A 17,674-nucleotide genomic window follows, 5' to 3' on the forward strand; every position below is an offset into this window, starting at 1 on the left:
GACTCAGGCCCTGGTCATCATCGCCCGCAAGCTGGCTCGCATCGCGTTTTCTCTCATGAAAAACCTGAGCGAATACCAGTCGAAAGCGGTTTTGGAGGCTTCCCCAAAACCATAGAATCTCCCACACTTGACCGCGTTTTGATCGTTCCCCTCAACCATGAGTACAGCAAAATGCTATCCACTTACGGTATAAACCTCGGACGCTTTAGTGTTTCGAGGCCCCGTTTTTAATGCAAAACCCTCTACAACGCCCACTGTGGCAGATCTACCTGATCTTTCTGGCGCCGATGGTGCTGTCGAACTTTTTGCAGAGCTTTTCCGGCACCCTTAATGGCATCTATGTCGGGCAAATGCTCGGTACTCAGGCGCTGGCGGCGGTGTCGGGGATGTTCCCCATCGTATTTTTCTTCATTGCCTTGGTGATCGGTTTGGGGGCGGGCGCTTCGGTGCTGATCGGTCAGGCCTGGGGCGCCGAGGAAACCGCCATGGTCAAGGTGATCACCGGCGCCACGCTGACCCTTGGCGCGCTGGTGGGGTTGATCGCGGCGGTGCTTGGCAGCCTGTTTGCGCGCCCGGCGTTGCAGGCATTGGGCACGCCGGTTGACGTTCTGGACGATGCGGTCGGTTATGCCCAGGCGATGATGCTGATCATGCCGCTGCTGCTGGTGTTTATTCTCTACACGCAACTGCTGCGCGGTGTCAGTGACACGGTCTCACCGTTGTTGGCATTGATGGTCTCGACGTCTGTCGGCCTGTTGCTGACCCCGGCGCTGATTCGCGGCTGGATCGGCTTGCCGCCGCTGGGCATCCAAAGTGCGGTGTACGCGGGGCTGGTCGGTAACGCCTCGGCGATGCTGTTTCTGATACTGCGCCTGCGCCATAAAAAGCATGTGATGGCGCCGGACCGTGAGCTGCTCGCCGCGTTGCGCCTGGACCGCGTAATCCTCGGTAAAGTCTTGCGCATCGGCCTGCCGACCGGCTTGCAGATGGTGGTGCTGTCGCTGTCGGAGCTGGTCATCCTGGCCTTGGTCAACAGCCACGGCTCTCAGGCTACGGCGGCCTATGGCGCAGTGACGCAGATCGTCAATTACGTGCAGTTCCCGGCGCTGTCGATTGCGATTACCGCCTCGATCCTCGGTGCCCAAGCCATTGGCGCCGGGCGCTTGGAGCGGGTCGGGCCAATTTTGCGTACCGGGCTGTTGATCAACCTGTGCCTCACCGGTGGCCTGATCGTGCTCGGGTATTTAATGTCGCACTGGTTGTTGGGCCTGTTCATTACTGACGCCGATGCGCGGGTCAAGGCCGAACACTTGCTGCACATTATGTTGTGGAGCGTGCTGGTATTCGGTTTTCAGGCGGTGGTGGGCGGGATCATGCGCGCCAGCGGCGTGGTGCTGATGCCGGTCGCGATCTCGATTTTTTGTGTGCTCTGCGTTGAGCTGCCGATGGCGTATGTGTTCAACGCACACTTTGGTCTGGAAGGGGTGTGGATGGCGTTTCCGGTCACCTACCTGGCCATGCTGGCGCTGCAGACCGCGTATTACCGGCTGGTGTGGCGGCATAAGCAGATCAAGCGGTTGGTGTAATAAAAGTTGCCCACATTCAGTGGCAGAAGGCGTTTAAGTCATGGCAAACCCCTACGCCGAGTTGTTCCAGGCCCCTGGTACTCGCGCTTTTGTACTGGCCGGCATGCTTGCCCGCATGCCGATTTCCATGGTCGGCATCGGCTTGATCACCATGCTTTCCCAGGTTCACGGCGGCTTCGGTTTGGCGGGCGCGGTGGCGGCCGTATTTGCCCTGGCCACGGCGTTTTGCGCGCCGCAGGTGTCGCGCTGGGTAGACCGCTACAGCCAGGGCAAGGTAGTGCCGATAGCCGCGCTGATCGGCGGTGGCTCGTTGTTACTGCTGTTGGTGTGCACCCGTTTGCAGGCACCGGAGTGGACGTTGTTTGTGTTCGCCGCGCTGGCCGGTTGCATGCCGAACATGTCAGCCATGGTACGGGCGCGCTGGACCGAGCTGTACCGGGGCCAGCCCGCGCTGAAAACTGCCTTTGCCCTGGAGTCGGTGCTCGATGAGGTGTGTTTCATCATCGGCCCGCCGATTTCAGTCGGGTTAAGCGTTGTGCTGTTCCCGGAAGCCGGGCCTTTGCTCGCCGCACTGTTGCTGGCGGTGGGCGTGACCGCTTTTGTGCTGCAACGCGCGACTGAACCGCCCGTGCATGCACACCAGGAGCATCTGGGCGGCTGGCTGATCGCCTCGCCTGCGGTATTGATCTTGATGATTCTGCTGCTGGCCATGGGCATGATCGTCGGCGTGGTGGATGTGGTCAGCGTGGCCTTTGCCCAGTATCAGGGCCAACCGGCGGCGGCGAGTATCGTGCTCTCGGTGTATGCCATCGGTTCGTGCCTGGCAGGGTTGGCGTTCGGCACTCTCAAACTCAAGGCATCGCTGCCCAGGCAGTTTCTGTTCTGCGGCGTGGCCACCGCCTTGACCACCTTGCCATTGCTGCTGGTGACCAATATCCCCGGCCTGGCGGTGGCAATCTTCATTTCCGGACTGTTCTTCGCACCGACGCTGATTGTGTCCATGGCGCTGGTGGAGCAGATCGTAGCGCCGAGCCGCCTGACCGAAGGCATGACCTGGCTGATCACTGGCCTGAGCATCGGCGTGGCCATCGGTGCTGCCAGCTCCGGCTGGATGATCGACCACTTCGGCGCCACCAGCGGGTTCTGGGTGGCGTTGGTTGCGGGTGCGGTGGTGTTTGGCGCTGCGCTGCTGGGGTATCGGCGCTTGGGCTAGTCAGCCAATCGCCGGCGAAGGCTCGGCGCAATGCTGTTGCAAAAACTCATTCAGCGCTTGGCGTGTCAGGTCATTGAGCGTCACTTTTTTGCGGATCGCCGCCAGCGCCGCTGCCAGATGCAGATCATGGCCGACGCGTACGTTGAACGAACCCTTGCAGGGCTTTTCGGGTGTTTGCCCGAGGGTTTGGCAGGTAGAGAGGTAATCGTCTACCGCCTCACGAAAGGCCACGTCCAGCGCTGCAACGGTGTTGCCTTCATAGCTGACCAATGCCTTGATAAACAGGATTTTGCCGAACAGGCAGTTATCTTCGAGGCTGGCTTCGATAGAGCCGATGTAGCCTTTGTATTTGAGTTGGTTGTTCACTGAATCAGTTCTCCTGACTTCAATTGTTCGATGACCTGGCGCCGAATGTAGTGCTTCAGTTCGTTGCCGGGGTGAGGCTTGTGCAAGCTGATCATCGCACTGGGGTCACCGCTGTCGAATTTGACGCGACTTCCAGCCCCTTCAATTTGTGTGTAGCCAAGCCAACGCAGCAGCGTCACAAGCGCTGGCCAGTTAAAAGCCATGTGCTCATTGAGCAGTTTGGCGAGCAGCTTTTCATTTTTGGACACGGCGTTCCCTGCGTGTAACTAAATGTAGTTGCAAAAGATGGTGTGCGTCAATGCTAACTCGGGCGACCGTGCCGTTGCTGAAATTGATGTAACCCCTGATGACAGCTCGCTCCACGCCCTCCATGCGCCGCTAATTTTTCCCCGCCCGGTTCGTTTTATAGGGACGACGTGCCTTTGTGCTTCCTGCCTATTGCTCCGGACTCCAAGAAATGAATGCTGAAGACTCCTTGAAACTTGCTCGCCGGTTTATCGGGTTGCCCCTGGAAAAACGCCAGGTATTCCTGCAGGCCTTGCAGAACGAAGGTGTGGATTTTTCAAGGTTTCCGATTCCGGCGGGAGTGGAGGCCGAGGACCGGCAGGCACTGTCCTACGCGCAGCAACGCATGTGGTTTCTCTGGCAGTTAGACCCGGCCAGCGGCGCCTACAACCTGCCGGGCGCGGTGCGGCTCAAGGGCGCACTCAGCTTGCGCGCGCTGGAGCAAGCGTTCGCCAGCCTGGTGGCGCGTCATGAAACGTTGCGCACGGTGTTCCAGCGCCAGGCCGATGAGCGCCTGGCGCAGGTCGCGTTGGCGCCGTCGCTGGCGGTCGAGCAGGTGGACATGAGTGCCCTCGACCTCGCCGAGCGCGAGCAGGCCGTCAACCACGCGGCGACGCGTCAATCGCTGTTGCCGTTCGATCTGGAAAACGGCCCGCTGTTGCGCGTGCAATTGCTCAAGCTCGACGAGCAGGAACACGTGCTGCTGCTGACCCTGCACCACATCGTCTCTGACGGTTGGTCGATGAACGTGCTGATCGACGAATTCATTCGCTTTTACGACGCGCATGAGCGCAACCAAACGCCGCAATTGCCGGCGCTGCCGATTCAGTACAGCGACTACGCCCTGTGGCAGCGCCGCTGGCTGGAAGCGGGCGAGCAGGCGCGTCAGTTGGCGTACTGGCAAGCGCGTCTTGGCGATGAACATCCGCTGTTGGAATTGCCAACCGATCGTTCGCGCCCGGCCATGCCCAGCTACCAGGGCACGCGCCATAACTTCGCAATCGATGCGGCGTTGGCCGCGCAACTGCGCAGTTGCGCGCAACAGCACAACGTGACCCTGTTCATGCTGCTGCTGGGCGCTTTCAATGTGCTGTTGCATCGTTACACCGGGCAGGGCGACATCCGCGTGGGTGTGCCGATTGCCAACCGCAATCGCAGTGAAGTCGAAGGGCTGATCGGCTTCTTCGTCAACACCCAAGTGCTGCGCACCGAGCTGAACGGGCAGACCCGCGTGGCCGAGTTGCTGCAACATATAAAAGAGCACGCGCTGGGTGCTCAAGCCCATCAGGAACTGCCGTTTGAACGTCTGGTAGAGGCGCTGAAAGTCGAGCGCAGCCTCAGCCGCACGCCGCTGTTCCAGGTGATGTACAACCACCAGCCGGTGGTGGCGGACATCGCCTCGGTCAGCACTGCTTCCGGCCTGGAGCTTTCGCTGGTCGAGTGGCAGGGCCGTACGACCCAGTTCGACCTGACGCTGGACACCTATGAAAAGTCCGGCACCTTGCATGCCGCGCTGACCTACGCCAATGACCTGTTCGACGCGCCTTCGATTGCGCGCATGGCCCGGCACTGGATCAGCCTGTTGCACGCCATGGTAGCCGAGGGTGACCAACGCATCGGCGAACTCCCGATGCTGGCCGCCGAGGAGCAGCACTTGCTGGTGCGTGGGTGGAACCAGACTGCCGAGGCGTACCCGACCGAGTGCGCTGTCCATCAACTGATCGAAGCGCAGGTGCAGCGCACGCCGCATGCGCCAGCGCTGGAGTTTGGCGCAACCACGCTGAGCTACGCAGAACTCGACGCGCGTGCCAACCAGCTGGCGCATGCGTTGCGCGAGCAGGGCGTTGGCCCGGACGTGCTGGTCGGCCTTTGCGTCGAACGCTCGGTCGAAATGGTCGTGGGCCTGTTGGCGATTCTGAAGGCGGGCGGCGCCTATGTGCCGTTGGACCCGGAATATCCCCAGGAGCGCCTGGCCTACATGATCGAAGACAGCGGCATCACGCTGCTGCTTAGCCAACACAGCTTGCTGGCATTGCTGCCCACCGAAGGCGTTCAGGTGATTGCGCTGGACCAGACGCCGGGCTGGCTCGACGGCTACAGCACCGGCTCGCCTGCAGTGACGATGCATGCGCTCAATTTGGCCTATGTGATCTACACCTCCGGCTCCACCGGCAAACCCAAAGGCGCCGGCAACAGCCATCGCGCGCTGGTCAACCGCTTGTGCTGGATGCAACAGGCCTACGGTCTGGACGCCAGCGATGCGGTCTTGCAGAAAACCCCGTTCAGTTTTGACGTGTCGGTCTGGGAGTTCTTCTGGCCGCTGATGACCGGTGCGCGTCTGGTGGTCGCAGCACCTGGCGAACACCGCGAGCCGGCGCGCCTGATCGAGACCATTGGCCGCCACGCCATCACCACGTTGCACTTTGTGCCATCGATGCTGCAGGCGTTTATCCACGAGCCTGGCGTACACACCTGCGCGAGCCTGAAACGCATCGTCTGCAGCGGCGAGGCGTTGCCGCTGGATGCGCAACTGCAGGTGTTCGCCAAGCTGCCGACGGCGGCGTTGTTCAACCTTTACGGCCCCACCGAAGCCGCCATCGATGTGACCCACTGGGCCTGTGTCGATGAAGGTGCTGACAGCGTGCCCATCGGCCGTCCGATCGCCAACCTTGCCACCTACGTGCTTGACGCCCAGCTCAACCCGGTGCCAGCCGGTGTGTCGGGCGAGTTGTACTTGGGCGGTACGGGCCTGGCGCGCAGTTATCACCGCCGTGCGGGCTTGACTGCCGAGCGCTTTGTGCCGAGCCCGTTCCTCGCCGGCGAGCGCCTGTACCGCACCGGCGACCGCGTGCGCCAGCGTGCCGATGGGGTGATCGAATACCTCGGCCGTCTCGACCATCAGGTCAAGTTGCGCGGCTTGCGTATCGAGTTGGGCGAAATCGAAACGCGCCTGATGCAACACCCGCAGGTGCGGGAGGCGGTGGTGCTGGTGCAGGGCGGCAAACAGTTGGTCGCGTACCTGGTACTCGAAAACGCAGCGCCCACCGACCTTAAGGCGTGGCTGCTGACCAGCCTGCCGGAATACATGGTGCCCACGCACATGGTGCACCTGGCCCAGTTGCCGGTCACCGCTAACGGCAAGCTCGACCGCAAGGCACTGCCGGTGCCGGATGCCGCGCCGCAACACGCCTTCGTTGCGCCCTCAAGCGAACTGCAAAAAGCCCTGGCGGCGATCTGGCGTGACGTACTCGGCGCCGCGCAAATCGGCCTGGACGACAACTTCTTCGAACTGGGCGGCGACTCGATCATCTCCATCCAAGTGGTCAGCCGTGCTCGGCAGGCGGGCATTCGCCTCAGCCCGCGCGACCTGTTCCAGTACCAAAGCGTGCGCAGCCTGGCGCTGGTGGCGAGCTTTGAACAGGCGAGCGTTATCGATCAAGGCCCGGTGAGCGGCGAGGTGATTCTGACACCGGTGCAGCAAAGCTTTTTCGCGCAGGCAATCCCTGCGCGTCAGCACTGGAACCAGTCGCTGTTGCTGACGCCGCGCGAAGCGTTGGCGCCGGCACGGCTGGAGGTGGCGTTGACGCAATTGATCAACCATCACGATGCGCTGCGCCTGCGCTTTACGCAGGTGCCCGAGGGTTGGCACCAAGCCCACGGCGCCGCTGACGAGGCGCGCGTACTCTGGCAGTCCAGCGTCACCACCGACGCCGAGCTGGCCGCGCTGTGCGATGAAGCCCAGCGCAGCCTCGACCTGGAGCAAGGCCCGTTGCTGCGTGCAGCCCTTGTCACGCTGGCCGACGGCAGCCAGCGCCTGTTGCTGGTGGTGCATCACTTGGTGGTCGATGGCGTGTCCTGGCGCATCCTGCTCGAAGACTTGCAGCAGGCCTACCGCCAGGCCGAATTGCCGGCCAAGACCAGCAGCTATCAACAGTGGGCGCAACAGTTGCAGGCCTACGCGAAAACGCTTGAGGAGCAACTGCCGTTTTGGCAGGCGCAAGCCACCGACGCCGACTTGCCGTGCGATCACCCCGAGGGCGGTTTGCATAACCGGCTCGGCCTCAAGGTTACAACCCGCCTGGATGCCGAACACACCCGCCAACTCTTGCAGGACGCGCCGGCGGCGTATCGCACGCAGGTCAACGACCTGCTATTGACTGCGCTGGCGCGGGTGATCAGCCGCTGGAGCGGCCAGGCCGCGGCGTTGATTCAACTCGAAGGGCATGGTCGCGAAGACCTGTTCGACGGCATCGACCTGAGCCGCACGGTCGGTTGGTTCACCAGCCTGTTCCCGGTGCGCCTGCAGGCCGGTGGCGAGCTGTCGAGCGCGATCAAATCGGTCAAAGAGCAACTGCGCGCAATTCCGCACAAAGGCCTCGGTTACGGCCTGCTGCGCTACCTGGGCGCGCCTGCATCACGCGAAGCCCTTGCAGGCTTGGCTGCGCCGCGTATCACCTTCAACTACCTTGGGCAGTTCGACCGCCAGTTCGATGAGTCGGCGCTGTTCGTGCCGGCCGCTGAAGGCAGCGGTCAGGCGCAAGATGCCGACGGCCCGCTGGCCAACTGGCTGACGGTGGAAGGGCAGGTGTATGGCGGTGAGCTGTCACTGCAATGGGGTTTCAGCCGCGAGATGTTCAACGCCGCAACCATTCAGCGCCTGGCGGACGAGTACAGCACCGAACTCAAGGCTTTGATCGAGCATTGCTGCCAACTACCGGCCGGTCAGGTGACGCCGTCGGACTTCCCGCTGGCGCGCCTCAGCCAACCACAACTGGATGCACTGCCGGTGGCCGGGCCGGCTATCGCAGACCTTTACCCGCTGTCGCCGATGCAGCAGGGCATGCTCTTTCATACGCTCCTGGAACCGGCGGCCGAGGCCTATATCAACCAGCTGCGCGTGGACATAGACGGCCTTGATGTGCAGGCGTTCGGGCGTGCCTGGCAGGCAGCGCTGGACCGGCATGCCATCTTGCGCAGCAGCTTCCATTGGCTTGGCCTCGACAGCGCCCATCAAGTGATCCAGCGCCAGGTCGACGTGCAGTTGCAGGTGATCGAGGACGTGGCTGCCGACCTCGATACCCTGGCCGATGCCGAGCGTGCACGCGGCTTTGAGCTAAATGCCGCGCCGCTGTTTCGCCTGATGTTGGTGCGTGGCGCGGGCAGCGCCTGGCATTTTATTTTCACCAGCCATCACATCCTGATGGATGGTTGGAGCAACGCGCAGTTGCTCGGCGAAGTCATTGCCCACTATGCAGGCCAGGCCGTGCCTGCGCCGCTGGGGCAGTTCCGCGATTATTTGGCTTGGCTGCAACAGCAAGCGTCGGGCGAAGTGTTCTGGAAGAACGCCCTGGCGCCGCTGCAAGCACCCACGTTGCTCGCGCAGGCGCTGCGTACGCCGGTCGGCGGTGTGGGTGTGGCAGAGCATCACGTGACGTTGGGCAGCGACTTTACCCACGCCCTCGGCGAGTTTGCCCGCCAACAAAAAGTCACGCTCAATACGGTGCTGCAAGGCGCCTGGAGCCTGTTGCTGCAACGCTACACCGGCCAGGCTTGCGTGGCGTTCGGCGCCACCGTTGCCGGGCGTTCGGCGCCCTTGCCGGGGATCGAGCAGCAACTGGGCCTGTTTATCAATACCTTGCCGATTATCAGTGCGCCGTCGCCTGCGCAATCGGTCGGCGCGTGGCTGAGTGAATTGCAAGCGCTGAACCTCGGCCTGCGCGACCATGAGCACGTGCCGCTTTACGACATTCAGGGCTGGGCCGGTCAACAAGGCTCGGCGTTGTTCGACACCCTGCTGGTGTTCGAAAACTTCCCCGTCGCCGACGCCTTGAAGCAGGGCGCGCCTGCCGGCCTGACGTTTGGCCGGATGCACAACCATGAGCGCACCAATTACCCACTGACGTTGGGCATTGAGCTGGGTGCTGGCTTGCGCCTCGAATTCAGCTACGACCGCGCGCATTTCAGTGAGCAACAGGTCACGCGGTTGGGCGCTGACCTGCTGCACCTTTTGCAGCAATGGGTGGCCGACGCCAGTGTGCCACTTGGCAACGTGCAACTGCTCGACGCCGGCGCCCAGCACAGCGTACTCACCCTTAGCCGATCCGCCGCTGCCGCGCCGCGCCATCAGCGTGTGCATGAGCGCATCGCCGCGCAGGCACAGGCCACGCCTGACGCGCTGGCGGTGCAGGCGGGCAGTGAGCGCCTGACCTATGCCCAGCTCAACGACCGCGCTAACCGCCTCGCGCATCGCCTGTTGGCACTCGGCGTCGGGCCGGGCCAGCGCGTAGGCCTGGCCAGTCGACGTGGCCCGCAGTTGATCGCAAGCTTGCTGGCGGTGCTTAAAAGCGGCGCCGCCTACGTGCCGCTGGACCCGAAATACCCGGCCGAGCGCTTGGCCTACATGCTCGCCGACAGTCGCCTTGACCTGCTGCTCAGCGAAACCGGTTTGCTCGCTGACCTAGTGTTGCCGCAAGGGCTGACGCGCGTGGATTTCAGCGCCAGTGGTGAAGAGCTGGCCAGCTACCCGGCCACCCATCCCGCCAACGCTGCAGCGGCTGGCGACCTGGCTTACATCATCTACACCTCCGGCTCCACCGGCCTGCCCAAAGGCGTGGCCATCGACCATGCCGCCCTCAGCCAGTTCTGCGACAGCGCCGAAGTGTACAGCCGGCTGGGTGCAGAGGACCGCGTACTGCAATTTGCGACCTTCAGCTTCGACGGGTTTGTCGAGCAGTGCTATGCGCCGCTGTGTGTGGGCGCGGCGTTGATCATGCGTGGCGATGAGTTGTGGGACGCCGGGCAATTGGCGCGCGAAATCGTCGAGCAGGGCGTGACCCTGGCCGACTTGCCGGCCGCTTACTGGTATCTGTTGGCCAAGGAATGCGCGCTCGACCGTCGCACCTTGGGCAACCTGCGCCAGGTGCATGTGGGCGGCGAAGCCATGTCGGTGGAAGGTCTGCGCGCCTGGCACGCCGCAGGGCTGGGCGCAGTGCGCCTGGTCAACACCTACGGGCCGACCGAGGCAACGGTGGTGTCCAGTGTGCACGACTGCCAATTGGCGGATGCCAGTGATGCGTTCGGCGTGCCGATTGGTCGGGCGATTGCAGGCCGCGCGCTGTATGTGCTCGACAGTGCTTTCGAGCTGCTGGCCACCGACGGCGTCGGCGAGCTGTGCATTGGTGCGCACGCGGGCTTGGCTCAGGGTTACTTCGACCGCCCGGCACTGACTGCCGAGCGCTTCCTTCCCGACCCGTTTTCCAACGTGCCGGGCGCGCGGCTCTACCGCAGCGGTGACCTGGCGCGCTACAACGCGGCGGGAGCGCTGGAGTACGTCGGGCGTATCGACCATCAGGTGAAAATCCGCGGCTATCGCATCGAAATGGGTGAGATCGAGGCCTGCCTGCAAGGCATGTCGAACGTGCGTGAAGCCGCAGTCATCGCCCAGCCGGGTGCGACCGGCCTGCAATTGGTGGCTTACGTGGTGCCTGCCCAAGGTCAACGTCTGGACTCGCAAGCCTTGGCGACAACCTTGCGCGAGTCGCTGCCGGACTACATGGTGCCGGGGCACTGGGTGGTGCTTGAAGCCTTGCCGCTGAACAACAACGGCAAACTTGACCGGCGTGCGCTGCCGGCGCCAGACCTGAACCTGCGTCAACAGGCGTATGTAGCGCCGCACAGCCCGCTGCAACTGCAGTTGGCGGCGATCTGGCAAGCGGTGTTGCAGGTCGAGCAGGTGGGCCTGGCGGATCATTTCTTCGAGCTGGGCGGTCATTCGCTGCTGGCCACTCAAGTGATTTCGCGCGTGCGGCATGAGTTGAAACGCGAAGTGCCGTTGCGCGCACTGTTTGAGCAGCCGACGCTGCAAGCATTCGCCACCGCGTGTGCGCAGTTGCATCCGCACAGCGCGCAACCGCTGGTAGCGCTGGAGCGCGGGCAACCGATGGCGCTGTCCTTCGCCCAGGAACGCCAATGGTTTTTGTGGCAACTCGACCCTGCCAGCGCCGCGTATCACGTACCCACGGCGCTGCAGGTGCGCGGCCAACTCGACGTCACCGCGCTGGAGCGCGCCTTGCAGGCACTGGTCGAACGGCATGAGCCTTTGCGCACCACCTTTGTCGAAAACGCTGAGCAAGTCTTGCAGGTAATCCATCCCACACGGGCGATGCCTGTCGAGCAGGCCAGCGTAGAGGCTGCGGCGATCCAGCGCTGTGTGGAGCAAGAAATCCAACGCCCGTTCGACCTGTGCAACGGCCCGCTGATGCGCGTCAAACTGCTGGTGATCGCGCCCGACCACCATGTGCTGGTGATCACCCAGCACCACATCATCTCTGACGGTTGGTCGATGCGCGTGATGGTCGATGAACTGGTGGCGTTGTATCAGGGCCAGGCCCAGTTGCCTGGCTTGCCGATCCAATACGCCGACTACGCCGTATGGCAGCGCGACTGGATGGCGGCCGGCGAAACACAGCGCCAGCTGGATTACTGGCAGCGGCGCCTGGGCGACGAGCACCCGGTGCTGGAATTGCCGCTCGACCGCCCGCGTCCGCCGGTGCAAAGCTACCGTGGCGCGCGTCAACAGGTGCAGCTCGACCCTGCGCTGGTGGCCGACCTGAAGGCGCTGGCGCACCGTGAGGGCGTGACCTTCTTTGTGCTGTTGCTGGCGTCGTTCCAGACCTTGTTGCATCGCTACAGCGGCCAGTCAACGCTGCGTGTCGGGGTGCCAATCGCCAACCGTAACCGCCTTGAGACCGAGCGTCTGATTGGTTTCTTCGTTAACACCCAAGTGCTGCAGGCCGACCTTGACGGGCAAATGGCTTTCGGCCAATTGCTCGCGCAGGTCAAACAGCGCGCGCTGGAAGCGCAAGCCCATCAGGACCTGCCATTCGAACAGTTAGTCGAAGCGCTGCAACCGGAACGCAGCCTCAGCCATAACCCGTTGTTCCAGGTGATGTTCAACCACCAGGACACCCTGCGCGGCGGCGCTGTGCAACTGCCGGGCCTGGTGTTGCAGCCGCTGGAGTGGGCTGGCCACACCACGCAATTTGACTTGAGCCTTGAAACCGAAGAGTCCGCCGAGGGCCTGTGGGCTTCGCTGACCTACGCTACCGATTTGTTCGAGCCCGCGACCCTGCAGCGCATGGCGCAGCACTGGCAGAACCTGTTACACGCGGTGGTCCGTGACGCCTCGCAAGCACTGGATGAATTGCCGATGCTCAGCGAGCAGCAATGGCAACAGAGCGTGCACGGCTGGAACCACAGCCAGTTCGACTACCCGCACACGCGCTGCGTGCATCAACTGTTCGAAGCACAAGCATTGGCCACGCCGGACGCCTGCGCGCTGCAATTTAATGACGACGCGCTGAGCTACAGCGAGCTCAACCGCCGCGCCAACCGCCTGGCCCATCGCCTGATCGCAGCGGGCGTTGGCCCGGACGTGTTGGTGGCGGTGCATGTCGAGCGCTCGCTGCAGATGGTGGTCGGCTTGTTGGCGACGCTCAAGGCCGGTGGCGCTTATGTGCCGCTTGACCCGCAGTTCCCGGCGGAGCGCCTGTCCTTCATGCTTGAAGACAGCCAGGCCCGGGTGTTGCTGACCCAGCCACACTTGAACGGTCGTCTGGCGCAACCGCACGGTGTGCAGGTGCTGTTGGTGGATGATGCCAGCGCGGACGAACACAACCCGCAGGTCGCTGTCACGCCTGCGCACTTGGCCTATGTGATCTACACCTCCGGTTCCACCGGCAAGCCCAAGGGTGTGATGGTGCGCCATCAGGCGCTGTGCAGCTTTACCTGCGGCATGGCCGACGCCCTGGAAATTCGCCGCGACGCGCGGGTGATGTCGCTGACCACGTTCTCGTTCGACATCTTTGCACTCGAGCTGTACGTGCCACTCAGCGTCGGCGCCACGGTGCTGCTGAGCAGCCAGGAACTGGCGCTCGACCCGGAAGCGATTCTGGACCGGGTGCACGGCCAGCGCGCAAGTGTGCTGCAAGCCACCCCGTCAACCTGGCGCATGCTGCTGGAAAGCCCGCGTGCCGAGCTGCTGCAAGGCATCCAGTGCTTGTGTGGCGGCGAAGCGCTGCCGGTCGACTTGGCCCAGCGCCTGCTCGACCTGCAAGGCCCGGTATGGAACCTGTATGGCCCGACGGAAACCACCATCTGGTCGGCTGCCCATCGTTTGTTGGACGCGCAGCCTTTTGTTGGGCGACCGATTGCCAATACCTCATTGTTGATTCTCAACGCCGGGTTAACGCCTTGTCCGCAGGGCGCTGCCGGTGAATTGCTGATCGGCGGCGTTGGCTTGGCGCGGGGTTATCACCAGCGGCCAGCGCTCACCGCTGAACGTTTTGTGCCTAACCCTTACGGCGCGCCCGGCGAACGCCTGTACCGCAGCGGCGACCTGGCCCGCTATCGCGCCGATGGCGTGGTGGAGTACATCGGCCGCGTCGACCATCAGGTCAAGGTGCGCGGTTTCCGTATTGAGCTGGGTGAAATCGAAGCCTGCCTGCGTGAACTCACGGCGGTGCGCGAAGCCGTGGTGCTGGCCGACAACGACCGCTTGATCGCCTACCTGGTGAGCGTCGCCCCCGACCAGCAAGCAGCGCTGCGAGACCAGTACAAGGCTGCCTTGCGCGAACGTTTGCCGGACTACATGGTGCCTGCGCAGCTGATTTTCCTGGACAGCCTGCCCTTGACCCCCAACGGCAAACTCGACCGCAAGGCACTGCCCAAAGCGGATGCCGGTGTGTTGCTGAAAGCGCATGTAGCGCCCGTCACGCTCCGCGAACAACAGGTTGCGGCGATCTGGGCCGAGGTGCTGGAGGTGCCGCAGGTGGGCCTCGACGACCACTTCTTCGAACTCGGCGGGCATTCGCTGCTGGCCACGCGAGTGGTGTCGCGGGTGCGCCAGGTGTTGGCGCTGGAAGTCGCGCTCAAGAGCCTGTTTGAACAGCCGCTGCTCGGTGATTTTGTGCGCGCATTGGGCGAGCAGGGCGTCACCGTGCCAGCGCTGCTGAGGGCGGATCGCACGCAGCCGTTGCCACTGTCTTATGCGCAGGAGCGCCAGTGGTTCCTCTGGCAACTCGACCCGCAAAGCGCGGCGTACCACATCCCCAGCGCGCTGCGTTTGAAAGGCGCGCTGGACGTGGCCGCGCTGCAACGCAGTTTCGACACCTTGCTGGCGCGCCATGAAAGCCTGCGCACGCATGTGCGCCAGGAGCCTGGCGGCGCCGTGCAGGTGATTGAGGACTCGGGCCTGATCGAAATCGAACGCTGCGACGCGGATGAAGCCGGGCTCAAGGCGCAGGTGGCCGAGGTGGTCGCGCGGCCGTTTGACCTGCTGCGCGGGCCGTTGCTGCGGGTCAAGTTGTTGCGCCTGGCCGAGCACGACCGTGTCGTGGTGCTGGTGCAGCACCACATCGTCTCCGATGGCTGGTCGATGCAACGGATGGTCGAAGAATTAGTGCAGCTATACGCCGCGTTCAGCGACGGCCGTACGCCGCACTTGCCGGCACTGCCGATTCAGTACGCCGACTATGCGCTGTGGCAGCGCAACTGGATGGAAGCCGGGGAGAAAGCGCGTCAACTGACCTACTGGCGCGAGCAGTTGGGCGGCGAGCAGCCGGTGCTGGAGCTGCCGTACGACCACCAGCGCCCGGCGTTGCCAAGCCATCGCGGTGCACGCCTTGAGGTTGAGCTGGCGCCGACACTTTTGGCGGGGTTGCGCAGCCTGGCCAAGCAGGCCGGGGTCACGTTGCCGATGGTGTTGCTGGCGGCCTATCAGGCCTTGCTGCACCGCTACAGCGGCCAGCAAGACGTGCGCGTCGGCGTGCCGATCGCCAACCGCAACCGCCTTGAAACCGAAGGCCTGATTGGCTTCTTCGTGAATACCCAAGTGCTCAAGGCCGAGATCAACGGCCAAATGAGCGTCGCAGACTTGCTGCAACAGGTACGTCAGTGCTCGCTGGAGGCTCAGGCGCATCAGGACTTGCCGTTCGAGCAACTCGTGGAGGCGTTGCAGCCCGAGCGCAGCATGAGCCTGAGCCCGTTGTTCCAGGTGCTGTTCAACCACCGCGTGACCTCGGCAGGCAGCCATTTGCAGCGTTTGCCTGGCCTGCAGGTCGAGGTATTGAGCTGGGATGAAGGCGTGGCCCAGTTCGACCTGGCGCTGGATGTGGAGGAATCCCGCGAGGTGCTGCGTGCGTCGCTGAGTTACGCCACCGACCTGTTTAACCACAGCACCATCGAACGCATGGCCGGGCATTGGCAGAACCTGTTGCAAGCCATGGTCGATGATCAGCAACAATCCATCGGCCAACTGAACCTGCTCAATCGTGACGAGCAACAGCACATCTTGCAGTTGTGGAACTGCACCGATTCCGGCTTCCCGGCCACGCGGCTGGTGCATGAGTTGGTCGCCGACCGCGCTGGCGAAACGCCGGATGCCGTCGCGGTCAAATTCGACACGCAAACGCTGACCTACGCAGAGCTGGATGGCCAGGCCAACCGCTTGGCACATGCGCTGATCGCGCGCGGTATCGGCTCGGAAATGCGCGTGGCCATCGCCATGCCGCGCAGCGCCGAAATAATGGTGGCGTTCCTTGCGGTCATGAAAGCCGGTGGTGTGTACGTGCCGCTGGACATTGAGTACCCGCGTGATCGCCTGCTCTACATGATGGACGACAGCCGCGCGCAATTGCTGCTGACGCACACCAGTGCCTTGCAGCAATTGCCGATCCCGCAGGGCCTGAACACCCTGGCGATAGATCGCACTGAGGACTGGGCGCATTGCAGCGACAGCGCGCCGCAGGTGGCACTGCACGGCGACAACCTCGCCTACGTGATTTACACCTCCGGCTCCACCGGCTTGCCCAAAGGCGTGGCCGTGGCTCACGGGCCGTTGGTTGCGCACATCATCGCCACCGGCGAGCGCTATGAAACCGGCCCGGCGGACTGCGAGCTGCATTTTATGTCTTTCGCCTTCGACGGTTCCCACGAAGGCTGGATGCACCCGTTGATCAACGGCGCCAGCGTGCTGATTCGCGACGACAGCCTGTGGTTGCCGGAATACACCTACGCACAGATGCATCGCCATAACGTGACCATGGCCGTGTTCCCGCCGGTGTACCTGCAACAGTTGGCCGAGCATGCCGAGCGTGACGGCAACCCGCCGGCGGTGCGGGTTTACTGCTTCGGCGGTGATGCCGTCGCCCAAGCCAGTTACGGCCTGGCGTGGCGTGCGCTCAAGCCGACCTACCTGTTCAACGGCTACGGCCCGACGGAAACCGTGGTCACGCCGTTGCTGTGGAAGGCGCGTAAAGGCGACCCTTGCGGCGCGGTGTATGCGCCCATCGGCACACTGTTGGGCAACCGCAGCGGTTACGTATTGGACGCGCAATTGAACCTGCAACCCATCGGCGTGGCGGGTGAATTGTACTTGGGCGGCGAGGGCGTGGCGCGGGGTTATCTGGAGCGTCCAGCGTTGACCGCCGAGCGTTTTGTGCCGGACCCGTTCGGCAAACCCGGCAGCCGCGTGTACCGCAGCGGCGACCTGACCCGAGGCCGCCCGGACGGCGTGGTCGACTATTTGGGCCGCGTCGACCATCAGGTGAAAATCCGTGGTTTCCGCATCGAGCTGGGTGAAATCGAAGCGCGCCTGCGTGAGCAGGACAGCGTCGGTGAAACCGTGGTGGTCGCCCAGGAAGGCCCGACCGGCAAGCAACTGGTCGCGTACGTAGTACCGGCCGACCCAGCCCTGATCAACCAGGCCGAGTTCCGCGACACCTTGCGCCGCGCGCTCAAGACGCGACTGCCGGATTACATGGTGCCTGCGCATTTCATGTTCCTGGCGCAAATGCCGCTGACCCCCAACGGCAAACTCGACCGCAAGGGCTTGCCTGCGCCGGATGCAAGCCTGATGCAGCAACGCTATGTGGCGCCCGAAACCGAACTGGAACAGCAGATTGCGGCGATTTGGGCGCAAGTGCTGCGCTTGCCGCAAGTAGGCCTGGACGACAACTTCTTCGAAGTCGGTGGGCATTCCTTGCTGGCGATCCAGATCACGTCGCGGGTGCAGGTCGAGCTGGGCCTGGAGGTGCCACTGGTGGAAGTGTTCCAGACCGAAACGCTGCGCGCCTATGTGCAGGCCGCAGCCACCTTCCGTGCGGGCAGTGCGGAAGACTTTGATGATCTTCGTGACTTTTTGAGCGAACTAGAGGCGATTTGAACC

5 protein-coding genes and 1 pseudogene are annotated in these 17,674 nt (G+C 63.2%); 4 read left to right on the top strand and 2 right to left on the bottom strand.

Features of this window, described 5'->3' with window-relative positions:
- The 3 genes and pseudogenes from ACOZK9_RS27490 to ACOZK9_RS21045 all read left to right on the top strand — a co-directional run.
- Positions 1 to 115: pseudogene (locus ACOZK9_RS27490) on the top strand (IS110 family transposase); the annotation flags it as partial.
- A gap of 115 nt (positions 116 to 230) precedes the next feature.
- Entirely contained in the window at positions 231 to 1,586 is a 1,356-nt protein-coding gene (locus ACOZK9_RS21040) for an MATE family efflux transporter (protein WP_421556477.1), read from the top strand.
- Between the two features lie 40 nt (positions 1,587 to 1,626).
- On the top strand, positions 1,627 to 2,799 hold the full coding sequence (locus ACOZK9_RS21045; RefSeq protein ID WP_152748949.1) for an MFS transporter: 1,173 nt from the start codon (positions 1,627 to 1,629) through the stop codon (positions 2,797 to 2,799).
- On the opposite strand, the gene ACOZK9_RS21050 is transcribed toward ACOZK9_RS21045, so the two are convergent.
- Both ACOZK9_RS21050 and ACOZK9_RS21055 read right to left on the bottom strand, forming a co-directional pair.
- Positions 2,800 to 3,165, bottom strand: a complete 366-nt coding sequence (locus tag ACOZK9_RS21050) for a type II toxin-antitoxin system HicB family antitoxin (protein WP_122251610.1) — start codon at positions 3,163 to 3,165, stop codon at positions 2,800 to 2,802. It lies immediately after the preceding gene.
- Positions 3,162 to 3,413, bottom strand: a complete 252-nt coding sequence (locus ACOZK9_RS21055) for a type II toxin-antitoxin system HicA family toxin (RefSeq protein WP_421556478.1) — start codon at positions 3,411 to 3,413, stop codon at positions 3,162 to 3,164. Before ACOZK9_RS21055 ends, ACOZK9_RS21050 begins: the two co-directional genes overlap by 4 nt.
- A gap of 209 nt (positions 3,414 to 3,622) precedes the next feature.
- On the opposite strand from ACOZK9_RS21055, the gene ACOZK9_RS21060 reads away from it, so the two are divergent.
- The gene (locus ACOZK9_RS21060; RefSeq protein WP_421556479.1) at positions 3,623 to 17,671 is read left to right on the top strand and encodes a non-ribosomal peptide synthase/polyketide synthase; all 14,049 of its coding nucleotides are present in this window, start codon (positions 3,623 to 3,625) and stop codon (positions 17,669 to 17,671) included.
- Positions 17,672 to 17,674 lie beyond the last annotated feature (3 nt).

Origin of the sequence: Pseudomonas kitaguniensis (assembly GCF_049199985.1) — a bacterium.
GTDB classification, from domain to species: domain Bacteria; phylum Pseudomonadota; class Gammaproteobacteria; order Pseudomonadales; family Pseudomonadaceae; genus Aquipseudomonas; species Aquipseudomonas kitaguniensis.

Excerpts from the sequence above, each read along its gene's own strand:
- ACOZK9_RS21040 (WP_421556477.1), top strand. The coding sequence starts at position 231 with ATGCAAAACCCTCTACAACGCCCACTGTGGCAGATCTACCTGATCTTT.
- ACOZK9_RS21045 (WP_152748949.1), top strand. The coding sequence starts at position 1,627 with ATGGCAAACCCCTACGCCGAGTTGTTCCAGGCCCCTGGTACTCGCGCT.
- ACOZK9_RS21060 (WP_421556479.1), top strand. The coding sequence starts at position 3,623 with ATGAATGCTGAAGACTCCTTGAAACTTGCTCGCCGGTTTATCGGGTTG.